The organism is Pseudomonas azerbaijanoccidentalis (assembly GCF_019145495.1).
GTDB classification, from domain to species: domain Bacteria; phylum Pseudomonadota; class Gammaproteobacteria; order Pseudomonadales; family Pseudomonadaceae; genus Aquipseudomonas; species Aquipseudomonas azerbaijanoccidentalis.
On sequence record NZ_JAHSTU010000004.1, the window covers coordinates 664,040 to 684,844 of the forward strand.

Consider the following 20,805-nt stretch of genomic DNA (forward strand, 5'->3'; position numbering starts at 1 on the left):
GGTGAGCAGTCCCCTGCAAGTTAGTGACGGGCGGGACAGCGTTGGCGGTAAATAAATATGGCGGGCAAAAAAAAGACCTGCGTAAAACGCAGGTCTTGTTGATGACGTTACGACGCGGTTATCAGGTGCCGGACTTGATCTTGGTCCAGGCCCGGGTCCGTGCGCGTTCGGCATCGCGCGGCAGCGGTTGCAGGGTGTAGAGCGTGCCCATTGCCGCGTCGGTCGGATACAGGTTGGGGTTGTTGCGGATCGCCGGGTCGACCAGTTCCGTGGCGTCCTTGTTCGGGTTCGGATACCCCACGAAGTCACTGACCGGCGCAATCACCTGAGGCTGCAGCAGGTAGTTGATGAAGGTGTAGGCGTCTTCGGTGTTTTTCGCTCCCTTGGGAATCGCCAGCATGTCGAACCAGATCGGCGCGCCTTCTTTCGGCAAGCGCATGTCGACGACCACACCGTTCTTGGCTTCCTTGGCACGGTTGGCGGCTTGCGAGAAGCTGCCGGAATAACCGACGGCCACGCAAATGTCACCGTTGGCGATGTCGGCCATGTACTTGGACGAGTGGAAGTAGGTCACGTACGGACGGATTTTCATCAGCAGCGCTTCAGCCTTGGCGTAGTCCGCCGGCTTCTTGCTGTTGGGGTCCAGGCCGAGGTGTTGCAGGGCCAGGGGCAAAATCTCCGACGGCGAGTCGAGCAGGGCGACACCGCACTGCTTGAGCTTGCTGATGTTCTCTTCCTTGAAAATCAGGTCCCAACTGTCCACCGGGGCGTCGGCGCCCAGGGCAGCCTTGACCTTGTCCGGGTTGAAGCCGATCAGGATGGTCCCGTACATGTACGGCACGGCAAATTTGTTGCCCGGGTCGTTGGCTTCGATCAGCTTCATCAGCTTGGGATCGAGGTGGTTCCAGTTCGGCAGTTTGCTGCGATCCAGCGGCTGGAATACGCCGGCTTCAATCTGCTTGGCGAGGAACACGTTGGACGGTACCACCACGTCATAGCCGGAGTTGCCGGTCAGCAGTTTGGCCTCCAGCGCTTCGTTGGTGTCGAAGATGTCGTAGATCAGTTTGGTCTGGGTGTTCTGCGCCTTGAAATCTTCCAAAGCCTTGGGGGTGATGTAGTCGAACCAGTTGTAGACGCGCAACGTTCGTTCTTCGGCGTGCGCCGCGCCGCTGAGCACTGTGGCGCACAGCGCTGGAACCATAAGGCGCTTAAGACTTTTCATGCTTGTACTTCCTCATTAAGCGCTTTCAAAACCTTCGAGAACGTTCACGGCATTGATACCGATTTCTTCGACCGCGTAGCCGCCTTCCATCACGAACAACGTAGGCACGCCGAGGCCGGCAATGCGCTTGCCCATGGCCAGGTAATCCGGGCTGTCGAGCTTGAATTGCGAGATCGGGTCGTCTTTGAATGTGTCGACGCCCAGGGAAACCACAACGATGTCGGCACCGTAGTTTTCGATCTCTTTGCAGGCTTGTTCCAGTGCGGCACTCCAGGTGTCCCAGCCTGAACCGGCGGCCAGTGGATAGTTGAAGTTGAAGCCTTCTCCAGCACCTTCGCCCAGTTCATCTTCGTAGCCGAGGAAGAACGGGAACTCGGCTTCCGGGTGACCGTGGATCGAGGTGAACAGCACGTCGCTGCGCTCGTAGAAAATCGATTGGGTGCCGTTGCCGTGGTGGTAATCGACATCGAGGATCGCGACCTTTTTATGGCCTTGATCAAGGAAGGCTTGAGCGGCAATGGCGGCGTTGTTGAGGTAGCAATAACCGCCCATCAAATCGCCGGCAGCGTGGTGTCCCGGTGGGCGGCACAGGGCGAAGGCCGCACGGGCGCCGCGCTGGATTTCCGCTTGGGCGGTGAGCGCCACTTGCGCTGCGCTGTACGCCGCTTGCCAGGTGCCGGCGGTGATCGGGGCGCCGCCGTCGAAGCTGTAGTAACCCAGTTCACCATGCAGGCTGGTGGGCTTAATGCGGCGCAGGGTGCGGGCTGGCCAAGTGTAGGGCAGCAAGTCGCCGTCGGTGTTGAACTCGGTCCAGCGTGCCCAGGCGCCTTTGAAGAAGTCCAGATAGTCGCGGCTGTGAATGCGCTCGATTGGCCCGAGGCCAAAATCCTGCGGCGCTTCGACCGGGCCCAGATTTCGATTTTGTACCCGTGCCAGCACGTGGTCGGCTCGCGACGGCATTTCGAAGCAGGGCTTGAGTTGCCCGTCGATGAGTTCGCAACGGCCGTGGTGCAGGTGGTGATCGTTCGAGTAGATCGTCAGCATTTCTTGTTCTCCGCAGGCTGAGTCGGTTGAACACAGTTTTGCGGCGCAGACGGTTTAGGAGAACGGCAGGAAAGGCCAAAAGGGGATCGATATGGCCAAAACATTTGACCGAAATTCGCCCCTGGTTAACGCATGCAATGCATAACCGGGGTTAGCCGTGCGGCCGAAACTGACTGGGCGCCACGCCACTCCAGCGCACAAACGCATGCCGAAAACTCGCGGTCTCGCTGAATCCCAGCGCCTCGGCAATCTGATAGATCGGCAACTGATCCTCACACAGCATTTGCTTGGCCTGCTCAAAGCGCAATTCATCGAGCAGCTCTTGGTAGCTGCAACCCAGATCCTTGAGGTGTCGGCGCAAGGTCCGCGCCGAGCAATTCATCTGTTCGGCCAGGCCTTCAAGCCCCGGCGCTGCGTTCAATTGCGCGCTTAGCAATTGGCGGATTCGTCCCAGCCAGGCCTGCCGCCCGGTGAACTCAAGGTTTTGCTTGCGGCAACGCTCAGCCATGGCTTGATGGGTAATCGCGTCAGCGAGTGGCAGCGGTTGATCCAGCCAGCGCTTGTCGAAAGCGAAGGCATTGTCCCGCGCGCCGAAGTGCAGCGGGCAGTCAAAGTGCTGAGCGTAAGTCGCTTCGTAATCGGGCGCAGCATGCTCAAAGCGTGCGCCGAGCAACGGCAAGGGATGGCCGAGCAAATCATCGCAGGTGACTTTCAGCGAGACCAGGCAGAATTCTGCGTTGAACACGGCCATGGCCGGGCTCTCACGGTAATCGGCGGCCGCGAACCAGACACGCTCTCCGTCGTCCTCCAGGCTCAGCTCGAAAAGTGTTCCCAGCAACGCTGGATAGCGTATCGCCAGGCGCAAGGCGTCACCGAAGGTGGCACTGGTGAGTAGCGCGTAACCGAGCATGCCATAGGAGGAAACGTGCATCCGCCGGCCCAGTTCCAGGCCGATGTCTCGCTTGAGTGCGACAGCATTGGCGCAGACCTGCATCTCCTGATTGGTGGTGATTCGTGTGTCGGCGCGGCTCAGGTCCGCCGCACTGATGCCGCTACCGGCCAGCAGCGCTTCGCTGGAAAGGCCTTCTGCCTTGAAGGCGTTGAGTACCAGCGACACCGCGTTTAGCGTTGTGAGGTGGGAGTGGAGCATAAGGAACACCGGTCTTTGTTTGATCTGGACAGAGCAAGGAGCGTGCCGTGATCACACGCCCTCGCGTTGGCGAGGGCGTGCTGAGGTCAGCAGGTCACACAACAACTCTCGGTGACACATTCAGGACCGAAGAATAACCGGTTGGCCTGCTCGAGCCCGATCATGCTGCGGTAATACGCCAGTCGCTGGGGTCCATAGAGTTCTTTGGCGGTGTCAGCGGCAGTGCCCATCCGCTGTTCCTGCGGAGTTTTCAGGCGTGCGTAAAGAAAAGATTTGGCTGGAACCCAGGCCGTCGAATACAGGAAATGCGCATACCAAAGTACCTCTCGTGTTTTGGGATCAGTGAGCGTGAATTCGTCCAGGTACAGCGTCCTTCCACTTTTTACGCGGCGCCGGGTAATGGTTTTTGTGATGGTTATCGCATTGTGGCTTTTGAGCCATTCAATGCCCGCCAGGGTCGGTGGTTGCTCCTTGGTCATCTTCAGCATGTTTGCGGTGGCCTGCTCATAGAGGCTATCGGCGGCATCGTTTAGGGCTTTGTTGACCTCTGCTGCGGAGGTCGTGGTGCTCTCGGTGGCATTGCGGTCGGTCAATGCTTGTTCGATTGCACTGCTGGCTTGCTCCAGTTGCACGGCGTGATGGTGAAACAGGTATTCGATCCCGCCAGGCGAGCGCCCTGGCTGTTTGAGTTGTTCGGCCATACGCGTATTGAACGTTTTCAGCCCGTTGAGCAACGCCTGGCCTTGGTTGATGCTGAGCTGCAAATCCGGCGTCGCCGGTTCAGCTGTGGGGGTTGTCAATCGCTCAACCCACACGCCCGGGGTTTTCTCATGGAACGTGGCAATGACCTTGTCGGTGAGCGGCGATGTGATGTCCACCAGATCCGTCTCCAAACCCAGCGTAGTCAGGCGTGGCTGACCTATGAGCACACCGTTGTAGCGCGTTCTGATGAACTTTTTCCTGGGCCTTGGCGGTTGCAGTGGCAGAGTGGGCCTGGCGCGTAATGCATCCCGCTCTTCAATGACCAGGACCAGATTGTGTGCAGCGCGGTTTTTGAATTCTTCGAGCTGTTGACGCAGCTGTTTCAACGGCGATTCAAGGACGTGCGTCGTGTACGAGTCTTTGAAATCCTCCAAGCGTTCGTCGATGACGCTGAACTGTTCGATCAAGTCGTTGAGACTGTCGATGCGCTCATCCAGACGGGCCACGCTGCGCTCATCCAATGTGTCGCGCAAGGCTCGCACGGCAATGTCGGCGGTATCGACAATCTGGTCAATGGTCGACCAGGCCTCAGCCTGGGTTGCAAGGGTGCTTTCGGGCAGACACAAATTGCGCGCTATCGTCACTTGGACAGTCTTCAGATCGTCGATCGAATAGACGGGTAATCGTTTACGGATCTTTTGAATCAGCACAAGTCCATCTCTTTCCAGCGGCTTGAGCTCCTTAATGCCTGATTGAATGCGCTCCAGGCGGGCGATCATGTCTTTACTCATTTCGCTCATTTGCTGCGCATCTTTGATCTGGCGTAGTTGTGGGTCTGCGGATTGCCGTTCAATCTGAGCCAGTACAACTCGCATTTTCGGCGTGAAAGTAATGAGCTTTTCCCGAATGCCGGCATGAATGAGTTCCAGCTGAGCGTCAAGATATAGCAGCGCTTTTTGCTGGTAATCCGCGGTGGGCGCAAACACATGTAATGTTTTGAGATCTTGCAGCGCCGTTGCGTAATCTGTTTGCTGAGACTCAAGCTTTTCCAGGTAGAGCTGGCGCTTGGCTTCAACGCTCTGGGCGCTGGCACTGCTCATCGCTTGATGGGCCTGTTGCAATTCGTTTTGCGCGGTTTTCTTGCGGCTTTCGAACGCCGTCAGTTTGGTACGCAGTTCATTGGCCTTGAGCGTGGCTTGAGCCTTGGCGAGTTGCGCCAGGGTCTTGGGTCCGCCACCTCGCAGACGCAGGCGCGTGTCGATGAACCATTCACCCTTCAGATTGTGGATCAGTGCCGGTCCCGTGTGATCGGCCCGTTTGGGGTCGATGATCATGACGGTTTCGTTTTCGTCCACTGAAACCTCGAACCAGTTCGTTCCAACTTTTGCGTACCATTTTTTGTTGTGACTGTAGAGATGCTGATGAATGCCTTCCTCAGTGTTGGCCTCGCCTAGGCCTTCGGGGCGGTTGACTTTGAAGCGTGCCACAACGGTTGCCAGGCTGCCGGCTGTCCGATTTACAGCGCCACTGATGTTCAGGATTTGCTGGAGTTTAGGCGCGTCATTGTCAGCGGCTTTGGTGAGTTGTTTGATGCTGACTTTTTTCGCTACCGGCTCTTTCGAGGGAGCGGGCTTGGGCGTTGGCGTAATGCTTTTCTGGTGCTTGGTGGATGCGCTTTGGGTCGTGATATGGACGGTGATTGCCATTCCAAGGTTAAGCAGAAGGTCGGTCAGTGCGGCCCATTGCTCGGGCTTGTCGTTTGTTTCCTGCACGTCATGCAGCTGTTGAAGCTGGTCCATGATCTGCCAGATCCAGGCCGCGATGCCAACCGTGCGCCCCAAAAAAGGCAGGACGGTATTGAATATCGTCCAACCGGCTTGTTTGAAGCTCGCCCAGCGATTTTCGGTGTTCGAAACTGACTCGCGATCAGCGAGTTCAACCAATGCATCTGTGTTGGACTTGAACAGGGTAGCGAACAGATCACCCTCCACTGTTTTTTTGCCCAGCATCATTGGCCCGGTCATGGTCGTGAGCTTCACCGGATCGACCAGAAATTCGGCAATGGCCCACGGCGAAGGCAGTGCGCCCTGGAAAACATAGTTGGCGTAATCGCTGCGCACACTTTCCGGCAACCAGGCCAGTACGGATTCGCGCAAGCTGGCAGATTGCTGGATGGCGTACAGCAAATTGGTGGGTGAGGGGTACTGTGTCAAAGGCTCGTCAAGCATCGGTCGATACAACAGGCAAGGGCCGGCTGTAGGGTTTTTCGGGCCGATCACGAACATGTTGGCGACCACATCCTCGGAGCCATCTTTGCGGCGCTTGGGAGAAAACGCCAAGGGGCGCATGACGATGGTCTGTCCTTCAACGACACGGTTATCGGGCTCGGACTCCATCATGGCCACGACATAGCGGTAGCCGCGTGCGTCGATGCCCGCCTGTTCGCGGATCTGGCATTGCAAGGCAAGCAGTGGCAACTGAATTCTCAGGTGTTGGGTATACAGGGCTTGTCGGCGCGCAAGCTCTTTCGGATCTTCGAGCAAGGTTTTTTTGATCAGTGCCGGGTAGGTCTTGCCGATATCGACCTCGGTGATGAGGTCTTCGACATACTTGACGGTCAGCCATTCAGGCAGGGTCTTGCCCCTGGTGGAGTGAATGGTCTTGTTTCCAGTGGGGAGGGCGATCAGGTTCTGCAACGCAAGATCGGACACGCTGAATGTGTAGCTATCGATCTTGCCCGGAACGGCAAATGTTCCCCAGATGACAGGACTCTGGACGCGTATCTGGATCATGGCCAGATCGAGTTCTACGTCGGTATTTTGCTGTGCCGTGGTAGCGTGTTCTGTGGTCTTTTTCGTATGCAGTGTGTTGAGCTCGTCCAGCGCGTACTGCCTGATCGGCGTTATGCCGTCCAGATAAGACTTACCTGCATTCAGACTGTGCAGCGCCGCCAGGTCCTTCAAGTGTCGTGAGAAGTTGTTTTGGTCTGGCAGTGGAGCCGAGCTCAACCAATCGGGTAGCGCGTCTTTGAACCATTCAATACCGGGACCTTGCTTTGTGGTGGTTTCTACCACGTCGGAGTCGGAAGGCGATGGAGCAAGTGGCTTGCCAGGATTGCCATACCTGAGATCGGAAAAATCCAGAGATGCGATGACATCAATCTGGATCGAGATCAATGCGCAAGCCTGATAATCAAAGAAATTATCTTTAGGTTCTATCAGTCGCCACTGTAGTTCCTGATGGGCCACCGAGGTGCTGAGATGATCCGGGAGTGTCTGGCCGAATTGTTCCAGTGAGTCGAATTTTTCATAGCCTTTGAGCAACGAATGAGTGAGGACGATGGTGCGTTTTTGGTGCGTGCCCACCAGAACCGAAATCGACACTTCGCTGAGGTGTGTCACCTTCTCCCCATCGATTAGATCAATCCCCACCAGATAGGCTCTGGTTTTATAGGCGTCGTCCTGTTTGCGGCTCTCCAGATCCGGGGAGCGGAACAGTTTGCGCGCCATGGCGCAATCATCCACATCCCAACCCTGAACCTTGTCGACATTCCAGAGATTGCGCAGGGTGCTCGAGAGTTCATGCCAGCGTGGCCCGGCACTGCCACTTTCCCTGTTCCAGAATGCCAGCTGTTGCTCCTGAAATGCCGAGAGCATCACGGGAGCGAGCAGATTGATGATGTTGGCGATTTCGTCGATCCGCACTGGCAAATGGACTGCAGGTTCGGTGATGGGTTGTTGCACCAGAAAATGTTCGCCCTCGATGTAAAGGGCTGGAATGGCGAACACCGTCTGATTGGCGAGGATTTCCGTCAGTGCTTGATACCGGGTGGGGCCGGCGATGATTTCATCGTTGAAAATTTCCCACACAGGCGTGCCGACCATGGTGATGGCGGGGTCGATATCCAGCGTCGGATACAGCGTCTGCAAGTGTTGACGCAAAAGGACGGCCGCCACTTCCCTCAAGTCGGGACCGACGCTGAGTTGGGTGATCAATGCCTCTGTCGCGGAGGGGATTTGTGGCGTGGAGGTTGAAGCTGGTGTGCTCATGGTGCATCCCTGCATATAAGTGATGGAGTGCCCCGAGAACAAGTCTCGGGCCACTCCATGCTAGGGATGTGTCATTGAGCAGCGGTGGTAGTTATTTATACGCCGGCAGGTTTTTAGACGTTGCGAATCAGCTCAATTCACCGCACAGGTCGAGTTCGATCAAGCGTCGTACTTCTGCCGTCGGCAACCCTGCTCCCAGCAGCGCGTGCAACTTGCCGAACGCGGCTTCGCGAGTCATGCCGCCACCCGATAACACGCCAACGCCACGCAGACGACTGCCGGCCTCGTAGACGTCCAGTTCAACACCGCCTTCGTGGCATTGCGTCACGGCAACGACCACCACACCGTTGTCGCGAGCACGACTGAGGCTGGCGAGAAACTCGGGGTTGTCGCTCGGACCGGTGCCACTGCCGTAGCACTCCAGCACCAGACCTTGAATACCGCTGTCGAGCAAGCCATCGAGGAGGGCGGCACTGATGCCTGGAAACAGCGGCAGCACGGCGACGTTCGCCAATTGTTTGGGCTGGTTGTAATTCAGCTGAGTCGGGATCGAAGGCGCCTTCACACCACCGCCCTGACGTTCCAGGCGTTTGAACGGATGGCGGCCGAAGCTGCGCACTTTGGCGCAACGGGTCGGTGCCAGCACTTCACCGTGGAAATACAAGTGCACGCCAGGAGCCAGGCCATTGCCCAAGGCGACCAAAGCGCCACCTAGGTTTTCCCAGGCGTCGCTGTCGGTCACACCGGCGGGCAACATCGAGCCGGTGAAGCACACGCGCGCTTGCAGGCCCAGCAGTTGAAAACTCATCGCCGCCGCGCTGTAGGCCAGGGTGTCGGTGCCGTGGAGGATCAACACGCTGTCGCAGCCGTGCACATCAACCGCCTCGGCGACGGCTTCACGCAGTTGCTGCCAGTAAGCCGGGGTCATGTTGGCGCTGTCGATCAGCGGCGACATCTCGCGGAAGCGCCATTGCGGCACCACCAGCTCAGGCTGGCTGTGCAGGTATTCGCGCATCCGCGCTTCGAAACCGGACGCCGGGGCCAGGCCGTTGGCGCTGGCCTGCATGCCGATGGTGCCCCCGGTGTAAAGCACCATGACGTGTTGGGCGGCGGGGTAGGAACTGGCAATCATCTGGAGTCTCCACAAGAGATGACATGGTAGGCGTGGGCCTGCTCGCGATAACTGTCTTTCAGCCAACATCAATGTTGAATGTTGAACCGCTATCGCGAGCAGGCTCGCTCCTACAGGTATTGCACCACTTTAACTGACGGGCGCAGGGGATGCGCCCGTCATTCACCTGTCAGCGTTGCGCTGCGGGTACGCCTTGCGGCTCGGGTTGTGCCTGAGGAGCTGCGGGCGGGTTCGCCGGCCAGGCTTGGCGGTCCAAATCCAGGTCCGGGAATTTGCTCGAATCAAACACTGGCGTCTTGATGCCGGCGGCGCGCTGGTCGTCGTAGTCGCGCAGGATGCGCATGCCGACCTTGAACAGCAGGAACAGCGCGATCAGGTTGACGAACGCGAGCAGGGTCATGGTGATGTCGGCGAAGGCAAACACGGTGCCGAGGTTTTCGATGGCGCCCCAGAAAATCAGTCCCAGTACCAGCGCGCGATAACCCATCAGCGCCTTGCGGTTTTCACCAATCAAGAAGCGCAGATTGCTCTCGCCCAGATAGTAGTTGTAGAGGATCGAGGTGAACACGAACAACGCCAGGGCCACGGAAATGAACATCCGACCCCAGTCACCGACCACGGCGGCCAGCGAGTTCTGAGTCAGGGCAATGCCGTCGCCTTCAAAGCCCGGCGTGTAAAAACCGGAGAGCAGAATCAGCAGCGCGGTGCAGGTGCAGATAACGAAGGTATCGAGGAACACGCTGAACGCTTGAACCACGCCTTGCGCCACCGGGTGCTCGACCGCTGCTACCGCCGCCACGTTAGGCGCACTGCCAAGACCGGCCTCGTTGGCGAACACGCCGCGTTTCACACCCATGATGATTGCGCTGCCGATCAGGCCACCGAAAGCCTGGTCCAGGCCGAATGCGCTCTTGACGATGGTCATCAGCATGCCCGGCACCTGGTCGAACTGCAGGACGATCACGTAGATGGTCACGCCGATGTAGACCAGGGTTTTCACCGGCACTAACAGGTCGGCGACCTTGGCGATGCGTTTGATCCCGCCGATGAACACCAGGCCCAGCAGCACGGCCAGGCCGATGCCGGTGTAAGTGGTGTCCAGGCCGAAGGCGTTGTTCAGCGAGTGGGTCACAGCGTGCGATTGCAGGCCGTTGAAGGCGAAGCCGAAGGTGATCAGCAGCAGGAACGCCATGATCATCCCCAGCCAGCGTTTTTGCAGACCGTGCTGGATGTAGTAGGACGGGCCGCCGCGGAACTGGCCTTCAGAATCGCAGCGCTTGTAGAGTTGGCCGAGGGAGCACTCGAAGAAGCTGCTGGACATGCCGACCAGCGCGGTCACCCACATCCAGAACACGGCGCCCGGCCCGCCGAGGGTCACGGCGATGCCGACACCGGCAATGTTGCCCGCGCCGACGCGGCCGGCGAGGCTGAGCATCAAGGCCTGGAACGAACTGAGTTGCCCGGCGCTGCTTTTGAGGCTGTCACGGAACACCGCGAACATGTGGAAGAAGTGACGCAGTTGAACGAAACGCGAGCGGATCGTGAAGTAGCTACCGAGCCCGACAATGAGCACGATCAGTACTTTCCCTGAGAGGAAGTCGTTAATGACTTCGAGCATGGATTACTCCTCGCTGTTTTTTGTGTAGGCAAATGCAGACCGGGCAGACACATCGAGTTACATCGGTTGGCACTCGGCACAACAGGCGGGTCGATGTTCATCCCGGTTTCATATCGCGGGTTTGTTATTAGTTCGGGTTTCGCATGGGTTGAGGTCTCGCTACCGACGACCGCTCACGCGAAGAGGGGCGGCACTATACCGATGAGCGTGCCGTCCGTCTGCACAGTAGTGGTGCAAGCGACGAAACGAGGTGCTGCAGAATCAAAAGATCGCAGCCTTCGGCAGCTCCTACAGGTGTACGTCAAACATGTAGGAGCTGCCGAAGGCTGCGATCTTGGCGGTATCAAATACACAAAACATTTAACGTCCTGCCCGCGAAGAAGTTAAAAAAAAGGGCCTGGGGACTAAATCCCCAAGCCCTCAAAAGGTGAGAGGTGTCTAGTCCCTCGACCTGGTGAGCGGTGCTACAAGTAACGCGTAGGGTTATGCCTTCAAAGGCACCAGACGCGGAGCAATCATGTTTTCCGGGCGCAGGATGTCGGCGAGCATGGCGTCGTCGAGCAGACCTTCTTCACGCACCAGGTCCAGCACGCCGCGGCCGCTTTCAAGGGCGAGCCCGGCGATGCGGGTGGCGTTTTTGTAGCCGATGTACGGGTTCAGTGCAGTGACCAGACCGATCGAGTGCTCGACCAGTTCACGGCAGCGTGCTTCGTTGGCGGTGATGCCGACGATGCAGTGCTCACGCAGCATGTCCATGGCGCGTTGCAGCAGACGGATCGAGTCGAAGATTTTGAAAGCGATCAGCGGCTCCATCACGTTCAGTTGCAGCTGGCCGCCTTCGGCTGCCATGGTCAGCGCCAGGTCGTTACCAATCACCTGGAACGCCACCTGGTTAACGGCTTCCGGGATTACCGGGTTGACCTTGCCTGGCATGATCGAGCTGCCTGGCTGACGCGCTGGCAGGTTGATTTCGTTGATGCCGGTGCGCGGGCCGCTGGACAGCAGACGCAGGTCGTTGCAGATCTTCGACAGCTTGACCGCGGTGCGTTTGAGCATGCCGGAGAACAGTACGAAGGCGCCCATGTCGGAAGTCGCTTCGATCAGGTCGGCCGCTGGAACCAGCGGTTGACCGCTGATCAGTGCCAGACGCTGTACAGCCAGCGCTTGATAACGCGGGTCAGCGTTGATGCCGGTACCGATCGCAGTGCCGCCCAGGTTCACTTCAGTCAGCAGTTCCGGGGCCAGCGTCTTCAGACGGGCCAGGTCTTCACCCATGGTGGTGGCGAACGCACGGAATTCCTGACCGAGAGTCATCGGCACGGCGTCTTGCAGCTGGGTGCGACCCATTTTCAGGACGTGATCGAATTCTTTACCCTTGGCCGCGAACGCCTGAATCAGGCTGTCGAGGCTGGCCAGCAGCGTGTCGTGACCCAACAACAGACCCAGACGGATCGCCGTCGGGTAGGCGTCGTTGGTCGACTGCGCCATGTTGACGTCGTCGTTCGGGTGCAGGTACTGGTACTCGCCTTTCTGGTGACCCATTGCTTCCAGAGCAACGTTGGCGATCACTTCGTTGGCATTCATGTTGGTGGAAGTACCAGCGCCACCTTGAATCATGTCGACCACGAACTCTTCGTGGAAATCACCGCGGATCAATCGTGCACAAGCTTCGCTGATGGCCGCGTGCTTGGCTTCGCTCAGATGACCCAGCTCACGGTTGGCGTCAGCAGCGGCCTGTTTGACCATTGCCAGACCGACAACCAGTTTCGGGTAATGCGAAATCGGAACGCCCGAGAGGCGGAAGTTGTTCACCGCTCGCAGGGTCTGGATGCCGTAATACGCTTGAGCCGGTACTTCGAGGGCGCCAAGCAGGTCGTTTTCTGTGCGGAAAGATGCAGCGGAGGACATGATAGAAATCATCTCGATATGAACCCGGTCTGTGCCGGAACACTGCAAATGCTAGGCTTGTGGAGAATTTTGGGCCAATGCTGTTAAACACTGGCCTATGCATATTCGGCATAATGACCATGTGACGCCGAGTTGACGGCGAGCGTGTGACCTAATTTGGTGCGTGTCCGGGAGGGCGAGATGAATCTGGAAAGTAAATGGCTGGAGGACTTCAGTGCCCTGGCCGCCACCCGTAGCTTCTCCCAGGCTGCCGAACGACGCTTCGTGACTCAGCCCGCGTTCAGCCGCCGAATCCGCAGCCTGGAAGCGGCGTTGGGGCTGACACTGGTCAATCGCTCGCGCACACCGATCGAGCTGACGGCGGCGGGGCAATTGTTTTTGGTAACGGCGCGTACCGTGGTCGAACAGCTCGGCGAAGTGCTGCGCCATCTGCACCACCTGGAAGGCGGGCAGGGCGAAGTGATGCAGGTTGCTGCGGCTCACTCGCTGGCGTTGGGTTTCTTTCCGCGCTGGATCGCCCAGCTGCGCAACGAAGGTCTGAACATCGCCACACGATTGGTCGCGACCAACGTCGGCGACGCGGTACACGCTTTGCGCGAAGGCGGCTGCGATTTGATGCTGGCGTTCTATGACCCCGACGCGGCGATGCAGATGGACCCGGAAATCTTCCCTTCGCTGCACTTGGGGCACACCGAAATGTTGCCGGTCTGTGCCGCCGACGCCGACGGCAAACCGTTGTTCGACCTCGAAGGCGAGGGCAGTGTGCCGTTGCTGGCTTACAGCGCCGGTGCATTTCTCGGGCGTTCGGTGAACATGTTGCTGCGCCAACGGGCGCTGCGCTTCACCACCATCTACGAAACCGCCATGGCCGACAGCCTCAAAAGCATGGCTCTGGAAGGCTTGGGCATTGCCTGGGTGCCGCAACTGAGCGTGCGCGCCGAGCTGGCGCGCGGTGAACTGGTGGTGTGCGGCGGTCCGCAGTGGCATGTGCCGCTGGAGATTCGTCTGTACCGTTGCGCCTTGGTGCGCAAGGCGAATGTGCGGTTGTTGTGGCGCAAGCTGGAGGGTGGGGCAGCGGCAGGTGCATGAAAATATACGTCTAGAGCCGGCTTGACCGGCTCAGAACATTGCGGATAGCGGAAACTCAGGGGACGTTGCTTAGAAAATCACTGATTCTTTGCTGGTTTGCATCAGTATAAAAATGGCAATTGGCGTTCAACAGGTTCGGGCTCGGTACCATGTAACTGTCGCACCACCAACCGTTTCTAAACAACACGTCACCGTGCTCATGATCGGCATCCAGCATGTGTCCAATTTCATGCCCAACGAATAATGCGCTTTTTAGTGAGGCAATACCGGTTTGTTGCCCTAGGCCGGCGATTCCCGCGACTCTGTTGTTGAGTGCGTTCTTGGTGATCAGCAGGAATTTTGTTGTTCGGGTGCGCGGCAAGTTTTTTTCGTCTCTGTAATATGAAGCCAACCCATACCAGTTTAGATAGGTGGTTTGTTCGTTTTCATGTTCATAATTAAAGTCAGTGAATGTTCGCAAGTTTCGAATGAACTGAATGGACACGCGTCGTCCGGTAAATCCCTCAATTTCCTTGACCATAGGCAGGAAGTGCTTCGTGTAAATGTCGGACTGTGGCTCTAATACATCATCATGGATGAATGCATAGATGAAGATTGGCATTTTAGATACTAATGGTTCTACCAGTGAGCGAGCTTTTGGCTGAGGTTGTTCGGCGGGCCAGGGAGTATCGTCAATGGCTATCGTCGCATGGGCTGAGTTTGAAGTCAGTGCAGCTAAAAGCAACAGTGGTACTGATATTTTTGATTTGAGCATATCTTTAGAACTTCCTTGTTTGGAGATATTTGAGTCGTTGTGATGACCTATGGATATAAGGATTAATAGTTTAATTTTTGATAGGTGTGCACTATAAATTTGTGTCAGTGGATGTGGTGTGATGGAGTTGTGTTAGTAAGTTGATGTTGAATAATCAACACCGCACTACATCTAACAAAAAATAGAGTGGTGGTCGATAAATGCGGGTTGACTTCTGAGTCAGTAAAACTCCTTCCCCAGACCCATTCTCCGGTTACGACAGATGGTCGCCACGGGGGCTGTTTATCTGCTCCGTTGAGGTATACTGCGCGGCCTTCGGCCGGTTACGACCGGCCATAATTCGTACAATCAAGCCACGCATTTTGCGTGGCTTGTTGTTTTTTGATGCGCCTGCGGGCGCCCAGAGAGAAGAGGCACGACGATGAGTGCATTGGTTGGCGTGATCATGGGCTCCAAGTCCGATTGGTCCACCCTTAGCCACACCGCCGATATGCTGGAAAAGCTCGGCATCCCTTACGAGGTGAAGGTGGTTTCTGCCCACCGCACCCCGGACCTGCTGTTCCAGTACGCTGAAGAAGCGGAAGCGCGTGGCATCGAGGTGATTATCGCCGGTGCCGGTGGCGCGGCGCATTTGCCTGGCATGTGTGCGGCCAAGACCCACCTGCCGGTGCTGGGCGTGCCGGTGCAATCGGCAATGCTCTCGGGCGTCGATTCGCTGCTCTCTATAGTGCAGATGCCTGCCGGCATTCCGGTTGCTACCTTGGCCATCGGCAAAGCGGGAGCGATCAACGCCGCGCTGTTGTCGGCGAGTATCCTGGGCGCCAAGCACCCGCAGTTCCACGAAGTGCTGAAAACCTTCCGTGCTGAGCAGACAGACAGCGTCCTGGAAAATCCAGACCCACGCATCGCCTGAGGTTGTTGACGATGAAGATCGGTGTAATCGGTGGCGGCCAGTTGGGTCGCATGTTGGCGCTGGCGGGCACTCCGCTGGGCATGAACTTCGCTTTCCTCGACCCGGCGCCGGACGCTTGCGCGGCCGCATTGGGCGAACACCTGCGGGCCGATTACGGCGATCAGGATCACTTGCGCCAACTGGCCGATGAAGTCGATCTGGTGACCTTCGAATTCGAAAGCGTGCCAGCGGAAACCGTAGCGTTCCTCTCGCAATTCGTACCGGTCTACCCGAGCGCCGAAGCGCTGCGCATCGCCCGCGATCGCTGGTTCGAAAAGAGCATGTTCAAGGACCTGGGAATTCCGACTCCGGCGTTCGCCGACATTCAGTCCCAGGCTGACCTGGACGCCGCCGTGGCTGCCATCGGTCTGCCGGCCGTGCTGAAAACCCGCACCTTGGGTTACGACGGTAAGGGTCAGAAAGTCCTGCGTACGCCTGAAGACGTGGTCGGCACGTTCGCCGAGCTGGGCAGCGTGGCCTGCCTGCTGGAAGGTTTCGTGCCGTTCACCGGTGAAGTGTCGCTGATCGCCGTGCGTGCCCGCGATGGTGAAACCCGGTTCTACCCGCTGGTACACAACACCCACGACAGCGGCATCCTTAAGCTGTCCGTGGCCAGCACCGATCACCCGCTGCAAGCCCTGGCCGAAGACTACTCCAGCCGAGTGCTCAAGCAGCTCGATTATGTCGGCGTGATGGCGTTCGAATTCTTCGAAGTCGACGGTGGCCTCAAGGCCAACGAAATCGCCCCGCGTGTGCATAACTCCGGGCACTGGACCACTGAAGGCGCCGAGTGCAGCCAGTTCGAAAACCACCTGCGGGCCGTTGCCGGTCTGCCGCTGGGTTCGACGGCCAAGGTCGGCGAGAGCGCGATGCTCAACTTCATCGGCAAAGTGCCGGACACCGACAAGGTTATTGCGATCGCCGATTGCCATCTGCATCACTACGGCAAGGCGTTCAAGGTCGGCCGCAAGGTCGGTCACGCCAACCTGCGTTGTGCAGACCGCGAAACCCTGGCCGCGCAGATCCTCAAGGTCGAAGCGCTGATCGCCGAGTAAAACAGTTTCCTGTGGCCGCGGCGGAACCATTGCGGTGCCGCCGTTCTCTCATGGCAGGATGCGAAAGTCTGACTAGGCTTTCGCATAGCCAAATCATTCAGAGGGAAATGCCATGGGAATCATCGGAACCATCTTTATCGGCTTGATCGTCGGCCTGCTCGCGCGGTTCCTGAAACCGGGTGATGACAGCATGGGCTGGATCATGACCATCCTGCTCGGTATCGGCGGTTCGTTGGCAGCCACTTACGGCGGCCAGGCCCTGGGCTTCTATCAAGCGGGTGAAGGCGCAGGCTTCATCGGGGCACTGGTGGGCGCCGTCATCTTGCTGGTGATCTACGGCTTGATCAAAAAGAACTGATCCAAGCGACAAAGTCCTCTCGGCTGCGCAGCCCGGGAGGACTAGAATGCTCGGCGTTTTCCTTTCCTTGCCGAGCATTTTCATGCGCCGTCTTTTGCTGACCTTTGTTTTACTGGGCTCGAGCCTTGCCCACGCCGGCGAACTGCCAGAAACCGACTGGCTCGAACTGATGCCCAAATCGGACCAGAAAGCCCTCGAGGCAATGCCCGAAATCGACCACAACTCCCCTGAAGCCAATGGCACCTTTACCGAAAAGGGTGGCATGAAGCAGAGCAAAGGCTTGCCGGCGGTGATGTATTCGACCAAAACCGTAGCGTCGATGAACGACAAGAACATCCGCATCGGAGGTTATCCGGTGCCGCTGGAGTCCGACGCCAAGGGCAACAGCACGCTGTTTTTCCTGGTGCCTTACCCGGGCGCCTGCATTCACGTGCCGCCACCGCCACCCAATCAACTGGTGCTCGTGCGCTATCCAAAGGGCTTGAAGCTCAATGATATCTACACGCCGCTGTGGGTTACCGGCACGCTGAAGGTCGAGAAGGTCAGCAATGACCTGGCGGATGCGGCATATGCGCTGGATGCAGCGAAGGTGCGGGTGGTGAAGGAGTCGGATCTGTAATTGGCAATCAGCAAAAAAGATCGCAGCCTTCGGCAGCTCCTACAGGGATCGGTGTAGGAGCTGCCGAAGGCTGCGATCTTTTGATTTTAAAGCGGTTTGCTACCGACGCTCACGCCCAAGGTGTGGCTCGCACCCGGAGCCAGGCTCACCACATCCCCCATCACATTCGCCGTTTCAATGCACAGCATGCGCTGCCAGCCGTCGTCGGCCATGTCGCTGAACGCAGCGGCGCGATCGATCCACGGGTTCCAGATCACTGCCGTGCGCGAGCCGACGCTGGTCAACTCGATGCGACGTTCCCAGGCCGGGTCGACGATGCTCAGCAGCGGCGGGGCGTCGAGGTAGATTCGGTCTGTTTCGCCACTAAAACGCAGATCACCGGACTGTTGCTTGGTTTTCCAGTCTTCCAGTGTCTCGATGTAGCTCAAGCCATCCACGCCTTCGACGTGCACGTTGCGTACATCACTGACGGCGAAATAGCTGTGCAATGCCTGGCTGATGGTGACGGTTTCAGCGCCCCGGTTGTGGCTGATCAAATGAATATGCAATTGGTCATCCAGACGAATGCTCAACTTCAAGTCCACCTGATGCGGCCAGCCCGGCAATCCACCTTCGGGGTAGGGCAGGAGGAATTCGATTTTCAGGCTTTCGCCCTCGGCTTCGATGCCGCCCAATTCCCAGTCCATCGCCCGCACCAGGCCATGAGCCGTTGGTGCTTCGTTGCTGACGCGCATCGCTTTGACGCTCTGCGGGTTGCGCTCGAAGTTGCCGAACCACGGCCAGCACACCGGCACACCGGCGCGGATGCTTTTGCCGCTTTTGAACACAGCCTCATCGTTGAGCCAGATCAGCGGTGGCTGACCCGCCAGTTGATAACTGAGGATGTGCGCGCCTTGCTGGGCCACCAGTAATTCGGCCTGACCGTGGCGGATGCGCCAGCAGTTCAGTTCATCCAGTTTTACGGCTTCAACGTTGGGCGTGCTCATGGGACAGCTCTCGATCAGTAACAGGACTGCAATGGACCGTGAATCGGTCGTCGGGTTTAACGCTTCCCGGTTTTAACGAGCTCTGGGCGGAACCGAGCGAGTACGGCCGCTGCCATCGATGGCGACGAACACGAATACCGCTTCGGTCACTTTGCGCCATTCGCTGGACAGCGGATCATCGCTCCAGACTTCGACCATCATCTGGATCGAGCTACGGCCGATTTCCAGTGCCTGGGTATAGAAGGAGAGCTGCGCGCCCACCGCCACCGGCACCAGAAACGCCATGCGGTCGATCGCGACAGTAGCCACGCGGCCACCGGCAACCTTGCTGGCCATCGCGGTGCCGGCCAAATCCATCTGCGCAACCAGCCAGCCGCCGAAAATATCGCCAAAGCCGTTGGTTTCGCGGGGAAGTGCGGTAATTTGCAAGGCCAGGTCGCCTTGCGGGATCGGATCTTCTTGTTCGAGCTCTATCATGCCGGGGGTGCCTCTGACCCGTGACTCTTCGTTGGTGCTGCTGGTGGTAGCCGTCTTCGGGAAAAACGATTCAGCACCGAACATACTACGTTCGTCACGTTTTTCGTAAGGCGCCTAAAGGGAAACTCTGCGAAATCGCCTATGCCAGACAGGCGTTTTCGCACAGCAACCCTTGCAAGCCGTCGCACAGTTGCGAGTATATCGGTCGGTAGACTCCGAGACGACCGTCCGGTTCTCATTTTGACCGTCAATTACGCACCTCTATGTGCTTTTTCGAACAATTTGCTATCGTGCCGGTCCTGCCCGAGCCCTTGCCAGCGTTGTTGGGGCGGCAGACTTGACCATAAGAGAAGCCCTTGCCATGACCACAGCGCCCTCGAGTATCGCGCAGCCCTCCCAATCCGCACGTCCACTCACCCGCAACGACTATAAGACGCTATCGCTGTCGGCCCTGGGCGGCGCGCTGGAGTTTTACGACTTCATCATCTTCGTGTTCTTCGCCACGGTAGTGGGCAAGCTGTTCTTCCCGGCGGACATGCCTGAATGGCTGCGCTTGATGCAGACCTTCGGCATCTTCGCCGCCGGCTATCTGGCACGGCCGCTGGGCGGCATCGTGATGGCGCACTTCGGCGACCTGCTGGGGCGCAAGAAGATGTTCACCCTGAGCATTTTCATGATGGCGGTGCCGACCCTGATCATGGGCCTGCTGCCGACTTACGCGCAGATCGGCATGTGGGCGCCGATTCTGTTGCTGCTGATGCGGGTCATCCAGGGCGCGGCCATTGGTGGTGAAGTGCCGGGGGCGTGGGTCTTCGTTTCCGAACACGTGCCACAGCGGCATGTCGGCTATGCCTGCGGCACGCTGACCAGCGGCCTGACGGCGGGCATCCTCCTGGGTTCGCTGGTCGCCACAGCAATCAACAGTGTTTACACCCCGGTGGAAGTGGCGGATTACGCCTGGCGGATTCCGTTCCTGCTGGGCGGCGTGTTTGGCCTGTTCTCGGTGTACCTGCGCCGCTGGCTGCACGAAACCCCGGTGTTTGCCGAGTTGCAACAGCGCAAGGCCCTGGCCGAAGAAGTGCCGTTGCGTGCGGTGCTGCGCGATCATCGTGGCGCCATTGCCATTTCGATGCTGCTGACCTGGTTGCTGTCCGCGGGCATCGTGGTACTGATCCTGATGACCCCGACCGTATTGCAGACGGTCTATCACTTTTCGCCAACCACGGCCCTGCAATCCAACAGCGTGGCAATCGTGTGCCTGAGCATTGGCTGCATCGTTTCCGGTGCGCTGGCGGACCGCTTTGGAGCGGGGCGTGTCTTCGTCTTTGGCTGCACGGCGTTGCTGGCCAGTTCCTGGACCTTCTACCACAGCCTGGCCGACCATCCTGACTGGTTGTTCCCGATGTACGCGCTGACCGGTCTGCTGGTCGGTACGATCGGTGCAGTGCCGTACGTGATGGTCAAGGCGTTTCCGCCGGTGGTGCGCTTCAGCGGTCTGTCGTTCTCGTACAACGTGGCGTACGCGATTTTCGGAGGTTTGACGCCGATGATCGTCAGCCTGTTGCTCAAGGAAAGCCCGATGGGACCTGCCTATTATGTGGCGGTGCTGTGTGTTGTCGGGATCCTGGTGGGCGCTTATCTCTGGAAGAAGGGTCGTTAATCCCGACTTTTTTCACTGTCTGTACTCCCC

The 20,805-nt window shown here is 58.2% G+C and carries 16 protein-coding genes; 6 read left to right on the top strand and 10 right to left on the bottom strand.

Annotated elements, in window-relative coordinates; translation table 11 throughout:
- Positions 1 to 121: 121 nt before the first annotated feature.
- From KVG88_RS17225 to KVG88_RS17255, 7 genes are all read right to left on the bottom strand, one after another.
- The gene (locus KVG88_RS17225) at positions 122 to 1,222 is read right to left on the bottom strand and encodes a polyamine ABC transporter substrate-binding protein (protein ID WP_217872104.1); all 1,101 of its coding nucleotides are present in this window, start codon (positions 1,220 to 1,222) and stop codon (positions 122 to 124) included.
- A 15-nt stretch (positions 1,223 to 1,237) separates the two neighbouring features.
- Positions 1,238 to 2,266, bottom strand: a complete 1,029-nt coding sequence (locus KVG88_RS17230; RefSeq protein ID WP_217872105.1) for a histone deacetylase family protein — start codon at positions 2,264 to 2,266, stop codon at positions 1,238 to 1,240.
- Between the two features lie 151 nt (positions 2,267 to 2,417).
- The gene (locus KVG88_RS17235; protein WP_150704161.1) at positions 2,418 to 3,416 is read right to left on the bottom strand and encodes an AraC family transcriptional regulator; all 999 of its coding nucleotides are present in this window, start codon (positions 3,414 to 3,416) and stop codon (positions 2,418 to 2,420) included.
- A gap of 86 nt (positions 3,417 to 3,502) precedes the next feature.
- Positions 3,503 to 8,167, bottom strand: coding sequence for a coiled-coil domain-containing protein (locus KVG88_RS17240; protein ID WP_217872106.1), 4,665 nt, complete (start codon positions 8,165 to 8,167; stop codon positions 3,503 to 3,505).
- A 127-nt stretch (positions 8,168 to 8,294) separates the two neighbouring features.
- The gene (locus tag KVG88_RS17245) at positions 8,295 to 9,299 is read right to left on the bottom strand and encodes an asparaginase (RefSeq protein ID WP_217872107.1); all 1,005 of its coding nucleotides are present in this window, start codon (positions 9,297 to 9,299) and stop codon (positions 8,295 to 8,297) included.
- Between the two features lie 169 nt (positions 9,300 to 9,468).
- On the bottom strand, positions 9,469 to 10,917 hold the full coding sequence (locus KVG88_RS17250; RefSeq protein ID WP_150704164.1) for an alanine/glycine:cation symporter family protein: 1,449 nt from the start codon (positions 10,915 to 10,917) through the stop codon (positions 9,469 to 9,471).
- 483 nt (positions 10,918 to 11,400) lie between these two features.
- Positions 11,401 to 12,825 (bottom strand): aspartate ammonia-lyase, encoded by a 1,425-nt coding sequence (locus KVG88_RS17255; RefSeq protein ID WP_150704165.1) that lies wholly within the window; start codon positions 12,823 to 12,825, stop codon positions 11,401 to 11,403.
- Between the two features lie 180 nt (positions 12,826 to 13,005).
- On the opposite strand from KVG88_RS17255, the gene KVG88_RS17260 reads away from it, so the two are divergent.
- Positions 13,006 to 13,914: a LysR substrate-binding domain-containing protein gene (locus KVG88_RS17260; protein WP_150704166.1), complete on the top strand. Its 909-nt coding sequence runs from the start codon at positions 13,006 to 13,008 to the stop codon at positions 13,912 to 13,914.
- A 55-nt stretch (positions 13,915 to 13,969) separates the two neighbouring features.
- On the opposite strand, the gene KVG88_RS17265 is transcribed toward KVG88_RS17260, so the two are convergent.
- Positions 13,970 to 14,668, bottom strand: coding sequence for a hypothetical protein (locus KVG88_RS17265; protein WP_217872108.1), 699 nt, complete (start codon positions 14,666 to 14,668; stop codon positions 13,970 to 13,972).
- A 421-nt stretch (positions 14,669 to 15,089) separates the two neighbouring features.
- Here KVG88_RS17265 and purE point away from each other — a divergent pair, with 421 nt between their 5' ends.
- From purE to KVG88_RS17285, 4 genes are all read left to right on the top strand, one after another.
- Complete coding sequence (gene purE / locus KVG88_RS17270; protein ID WP_034149342.1) at positions 15,090 to 15,581, top strand: 5-(carboxyamino)imidazole ribonucleotide mutase; 492 nt, start codon at positions 15,090 to 15,092, stop codon at positions 15,579 to 15,581.
- 11 nt (positions 15,582 to 15,592) lie between these two features.
- Complete coding sequence (locus KVG88_RS17275) at positions 15,593 to 16,675, top strand: 5-(carboxyamino)imidazole ribonucleotide synthase (RefSeq protein WP_150704168.1); 1,083 nt, start codon at positions 15,593 to 15,595, stop codon at positions 16,673 to 16,675.
- A gap of 112 nt (positions 16,676 to 16,787) precedes the next feature.
- Positions 16,788 to 17,033: a GlsB/YeaQ/YmgE family stress response membrane protein gene (locus KVG88_RS17280; RefSeq protein ID WP_008064532.1), complete on the top strand. Its 246-nt coding sequence runs from the start codon at positions 16,788 to 16,790 to the stop codon at positions 17,031 to 17,033.
- Between the two features lie 82 nt (positions 17,034 to 17,115).
- Positions 17,116 to 17,652, top strand: a complete 537-nt coding sequence (locus tag KVG88_RS17285) for a DUF3299 domain-containing protein (RefSeq protein WP_217872109.1) — start codon at positions 17,116 to 17,118, stop codon at positions 17,650 to 17,652.
- Between the two features lie 86 nt (positions 17,653 to 17,738).
- Here the strand turns inward: KVG88_RS17285 and KVG88_RS17290 are convergent, their stop codons facing one another.
- Complete coding sequence (locus KVG88_RS17290; RefSeq protein WP_217872110.1) at positions 17,739 to 18,638, bottom strand: D-hexose-6-phosphate mutarotase; 900 nt, start codon at positions 18,636 to 18,638, stop codon at positions 17,739 to 17,741.
- 72 nt (positions 18,639 to 18,710) lie between these two features.
- Positions 18,711 to 19,115: an acyl-CoA thioesterase gene (locus KVG88_RS17295; protein ID WP_007896491.1), complete on the bottom strand. Its 405-nt coding sequence runs from the start codon at positions 19,113 to 19,115 to the stop codon at positions 18,711 to 18,713.
- A gap of 361 nt (positions 19,116 to 19,476) precedes the next feature.
- Here KVG88_RS17295 and KVG88_RS17300 point away from each other — a divergent pair, with 361 nt between their 5' ends.
- The gene (locus tag KVG88_RS17300) at positions 19,477 to 20,775 is read left to right on the top strand and encodes an MFS transporter (protein WP_150704171.1); all 1,299 of its coding nucleotides are present in this window, start codon (positions 19,477 to 19,479) and stop codon (positions 20,773 to 20,775) included.
- The last annotated feature ends 30 nt before the right edge of the window (positions 20,776 to 20,805 follow it).